The sequence below is a fragment of the Hymenobacter crusticola genome (genome assembly GCF_002154225.1).
Taxonomy (GTDB): Bacteria; Bacteroidota; Bacteroidia; order Cytophagales; family Hymenobacteraceae; genus Hymenobacter; species Hymenobacter crusticola.
This window is the reverse complement of record NZ_MTSE01000074.1, coordinates 1-4,425: the sequence shown is the minus strand read 5'-3', so window position 1 is coordinate 4,425 and position 4,425 is coordinate 1. Positions and strand designations below refer to the sequence as shown.

Sequence of the window (4,425 nt, the reverse complement as noted above, 5' to 3'; positions counted from 1 at the left end):
CCACGAAGGCCGTTTGCTGAGCGGAAGCCATGAAGAAGCCATTGTTGAGCTACACGTCGCGCGACTACTTCAGGCCAAGTAGCCGCGCGGCTGCTTGCTGTACGGAACCGTACGGTACCCGGACGGTCTTTTTTTTACTCCTGCTTTGTAAAATCGGGAGCGACTGGAGCCGAACACCCTCGTGAGATGGTCTAGACAGGACAGACAGCATTAGGATGTAGCTTGCGCCTGTTATGGTAGCAAAATCAAGCGAGGTATAGGCAGCAGTCTATAGTACCATGTCCTACAACTTTTTTAGAATCACGATAGATGCACTCTACATAGCGCTTTAAGCAGAAAGCCCCCTCCAAATAAGAAGTGGCTTTCTTGTTTTCACCCTACGCTCAGTCACCGCTTGGTATACATCCTATCGTTTAACATTATATAGTTGAGCTGACGGCATGTGGTGCCACGCGGGCTGCTACCTTGCTGGCCATGAACTACTCCCCCTGCCTACTTGTTTTCCTGGTTGCTACCACCATCTCCCCGGCGCAGTCCCTGCTGACGGCCCCACCCGACACGCTCGGGTTGACGGCGGCCTTGCAGCAGCACTGGCACGACTCCGACCTACCGGGCTTCGCCGTGGCGGTTGTCCACCCTGCGGGCATCGTCTATGAACACGGGTTCGGCTACGCTACCACAGCCCGTAAAATCCCCTATACACCCGCCACCGTACAAAGCATCGGTTCCGTGAGCAAGACCCTGATTGGAGTGGCGCTGCTGCAAGCCCTCGCCGACGGCCGCCTGCAGTTGGACCAGCCGGTCAATGAGCTGTTACCCTTCCAGGTCCGCCATCCGTACTTTCCTGACCAGCCCATCACCTTGCGACACCTGGCCACCATGACGGCTGGCCTAACCGATGCGCAAGGGTTTTACAACCGCCACGCCTACGCCAAGGGCACCAAAGCGACGCTCACCAACGAGGAGTACCTGCGACGCACCTTGAACCCCACGGGCAAGTGGTACCGGCGACGCCATTTCGTCCCGCACGCACCGGGTACGTACTACGCCTACAGCAACGAGAGTGCGGCCCTGGCGGCCTTAGCGATCGAGCACGCGACGGGCCAGTCCTACGCCGAGTACACCCGTCAGCACATTTTACTGCCGCTGGGTATGACGGACGCGGGCTGGAACGTAGCCGAAGTGGATTCCAGTCAGCTGGCGACGCTTTACGACCCGCGGGGGCACATAGTGGCTCCCTACTATACCATCACGTACCCCGATGGTGGGCTGCTCACCAGCACGCACAGCTTAGCGCTGTACTTGCGCAGCATTCTGGCCCCCTCTAGTCCGGGGGCACCGCTTTCCGCGAGCGCTTGTGATAGCCTACTGCGGCCGCAGTTCACAGCCACACATCCCGCCTTACATGTTGACCCTCAAGAGCCGAACCAAGGCTTGTTCTGGGCCCACCGGCGCAACGGCACGGTCGGTCATACCGGCGGGGATACCGGGCTCACCAGCTTTCTGTTCTTTGATCCGGTTACGCGCGTGGGCAAGATCTTCGTCACCAATACCGAGCTGCAGAAAGGTCCTCAGAGCCTTGACCAGTTCGTCGCCATCTGGAAGCTACTTGATCAAGTCCACTAAGGCTGCCCAACTCATTAACACCGCCACGCTTCTCGTTAGATCAGCGCACTAGGGCGAGGTTTTGTTGACTTTCGCGCTACCCACTACTTCAAGCTTGCGCTCAGCCGTTACCTTGCGGCAACGTCGTAGCCAGCACCTAGCCACTTTGCAGAAAATGGCTCTTGGTCAAAAGCGGGGACAAACATTAACCGGCTGCCGCCAGAGTAGAAGATCATTATGTCACAAGCGTTACGAGAACACCTGGCGCAGATCGTCACGCTCACGGATGAGGAGTTCACCGAAGTGCTTTCCCAGTTCAGCACCCAGCACTACCGCAAGCACCAATTTCTAATCCGGACTGGGCAGCGCGTGCCGCACCTCTACTTCGTCGTGCAAGGGCTGCTCAAACTGGTCTATACCGACTCGGCGGGGCGAGCGCACATTGTTTCCTTCGCCCTGGAAGATTGGTGGGAGGGCGACTTTGCCGCTTACCTAACCCACTCCCCCGCGACGCTCGCGCTGCAGTGTGTAGAGCCAACGACGGTGCTATGCCTGCCCCTGGCCGGCTACCAGCAACTCTGCGCCCGCTTTCCGCAGATGACCTACTTTTTCATGGTCAAATTCGCCCGCGGCGGCGTGGCGGCCCAGCAGCGTATTCTGTCGCTGCTCACGCTGCCAGCGCAAGAGCGCTACGAACGGCTGCTGCAACAGTACCCCACGCTGGCCCAGCGCGTCTCCAAAACCCAGTTGGCCGCCTACCTGGGCGTCTCACGCGAAACCTTGAGCCGGCTGGCCGATCAACGCTCCACCCCGAAAATAGTGCGGTAGATCACAGGTGCGGCGCGCAAGGAAAGAGGACATTTGCCCCCGTACTTTCACTTCTTCAACAATGGAAAAGCGCGTCATTAATCCCTGGCAGTGGCAAGCAACAAGTGCCTACATGCAGGCCGTCGAAGTAAAACAACCCACCGCCACGCTCTACTGCGCGGGGCAGGCCGCCATTGATGCCAACGGCGTTCCCAGCACGGGCGATATGCGGGCCCAACTGCGGCAAGTACTCAGCAATGTGGAACAGGTCGTCATGGCGGCGGGCTACCAGTGCCGCGACATCGTGCAGTTGCGCTTGTACACCACCGATACGGCCGCCCTGTTTGGCCCGGAAGGGTGCTTCGACGTGTTCACCGATTGGGTAGCCGTGCATCAGATACAGGCCGCCGCCACGATGGTAGAAATCAACTTTCTGGCCTACGAAGGACTGCAAGTAGAGGTGGACGCAGTCGCTGTACGCTGAGGCCATCAACCGACCAATAAGTAACTGCCCCCGAAACGTCTACTGCTATAAAAGCAAAAGCTCCTCTACTACGAGGGGCTTTTTAGTCCCTAAGGGTGATCTTCAAGACCGGGTTGTTGAGGACTCCTACTTAGGAGTCAGCCCGCCTTTCTTGGCTTTCGGTTTAGGCTCCGGCAATTCCTCCACCGTCAGGCGGGCGAAGGTTGCCAGCCACGCCCGGTCTTCTAACTGCTCCTCAATCAAGAAACTGGGTTTCGCGCCTGGGTACGGGGCCGCTTCTACTACTTCCGGCAAGAAGGCTCGCCCCGCGACGGTGGGCTTGACGTACACCTTGTTATCACAGACCAACGCAAAGAGCTTGTCGCCCCAGTACAGCGCGTACTCCCCGAACATTTTCTGCGCGCGGATATGCCCGGAGGCGTTGAATTGCTCGACGACAAATTCGACAAACTGCGGAGTAGATGCCATGGTACACGCGACTGGTTGAGGGGAGAAGAGAGGATGTTCGGTTCGGTCTTCGTTTCCCGTTAGCAAAGATTGAGAATAAACGTGTTGTGGTACTAGAGCGTAAGTTGAGCGGCTCTTTTAATGGTTGAATCAAACTTTGAATCCAGGCCAACAACTACCACGACCAAACCATCCGTGTTGTAGCAGCTAATAGCCTTAAGCAACTATCCTTGCGCCATTATAACAACCGAGAACCACTCAGGAAACTTCCGTTGCTTGGATTTTTAGAACGTCAGTGTCAGCCCCCTCTCGTGCCTTACAAGATTACGCTACTGCTGGAAGGAAGCAAGGGCGATCGTGACTTGCCGCTCGAGGGCTTGCAATACAACGTTGGCTTCTTCCTCTAACGACTGTTGGTAGGCGAGCGCCGCCGGAGTCATGGCCAATTCTTCCCAGTGGGCGAGTTCTGTCAAGGTATCTAGGCGGGTGAGCGACTGATCCAGGTGGTGATACACCTGCATCCAAATACCGCTACTCGGCGTTGTTTCTTGGTGCAGCAGCAGGCGCAGGTCCAGCAGTTTCATCACTACGGCTGCCAGCCGCTGCAACCGCGCCTGCTCCTCGGGGGAAAGCGTACGCGGGTGACGATCAATAAGACACAAGGAGCCAATCGCCTCCCCCGTTGCCGTGCGTAGCGGATGACCAGCGTAGAAGCGCAATTGCAGGGCCGCTACGATGCCCGGCTCGGTGAGCTGACAGGGCTCGCGCAAGAGGTCTTCGTACACCGTGGTTTTCGCTTGCAGAATGGCCACGGAACACATGCTCTCGTCCCGAGCTACCCGCTCGGCACCCACAAGGCCAAAATTGGCCTTGAACCACACGCTACCTTCTTCCACTAGCGATACCAGGGCAATGGGGACGCCGAACAGTTTGGCGGTCAAGCGCACCACCTCATCAAAGACCGCGTCGGGCGCGTTCCCCAACAACAGGTAAGGGGCTAGCGCTTGCAGGCGCTGAGAATCGTTCGCTGGAATAAGCGTCGGGGGTAGAGACATACAACCTAAAGATAACAGCCCGGTTTG

At 57.7% G+C, this 4,425-nt stretch carries 5 protein-coding genes; 3 read left to right on the top strand and 2 right to left on the bottom strand.

Features of this window, described 5'->3' with window-relative positions:
• Positions 1-474 precede the first annotated feature (474 nt).
• The 3 genes from BXP70_RS28740 (at position 475) to BXP70_RS28730 (ending at position 2,896) form a co-directional block, all read left to right on the top strand.
• Positions 475-1,626 carry a serine hydrolase domain-containing protein gene (locus BXP70_RS28740; protein WP_086597566.1) on the top strand — a complete coding sequence of 384 codons (1,152 nt, stop codon included), beginning with the start codon at positions 475-477 and terminating at the stop codon, positions 1,624-1,626.
• A gap of 216 nt (positions 1,627-1,842) precedes the next feature.
• Positions 1,843-2,433 (top strand): Crp/Fnr family transcriptional regulator, encoded by a 591-nt coding sequence (locus BXP70_RS28735; RefSeq protein ID WP_086597565.1) that lies wholly within the window; start codon positions 1,843-1,845, stop codon positions 2,431-2,433.
• Between the two features lie 61 nt (positions 2,434-2,494).
• Positions 2,495-2,896, top strand: a complete 402-nt coding sequence (locus BXP70_RS28730; RefSeq protein ID WP_086597564.1) for a RidA family protein — start codon at positions 2,495-2,497, stop codon at positions 2,894-2,896.
• Positions 2,897-3,022: 126 nt separating this feature from the next.
• Here BXP70_RS28730 and BXP70_RS28725 read toward each other — a convergent pair whose 3' ends face one another.
• Together BXP70_RS28725 and BXP70_RS28720 are read right to left on the bottom strand one after the other, a co-directional pair.
• A complete protein-coding gene (locus tag BXP70_RS28725) occupies positions 3,023-3,364 on the bottom strand; it encodes a TfoX/Sxy family protein (RefSeq protein ID WP_086597563.1) in 342 nt (113 codons plus the stop codon).
• 308 nt (positions 3,365-3,672) lie between these two features.
• Positions 3,673-4,398, bottom strand: a complete 726-nt coding sequence (locus BXP70_RS28720; protein WP_086597562.1) for a GAF domain-containing protein — start codon at positions 4,396-4,398, stop codon at positions 3,673-3,675.
• Positions 4,399-4,425 lie beyond the last annotated feature (27 nt).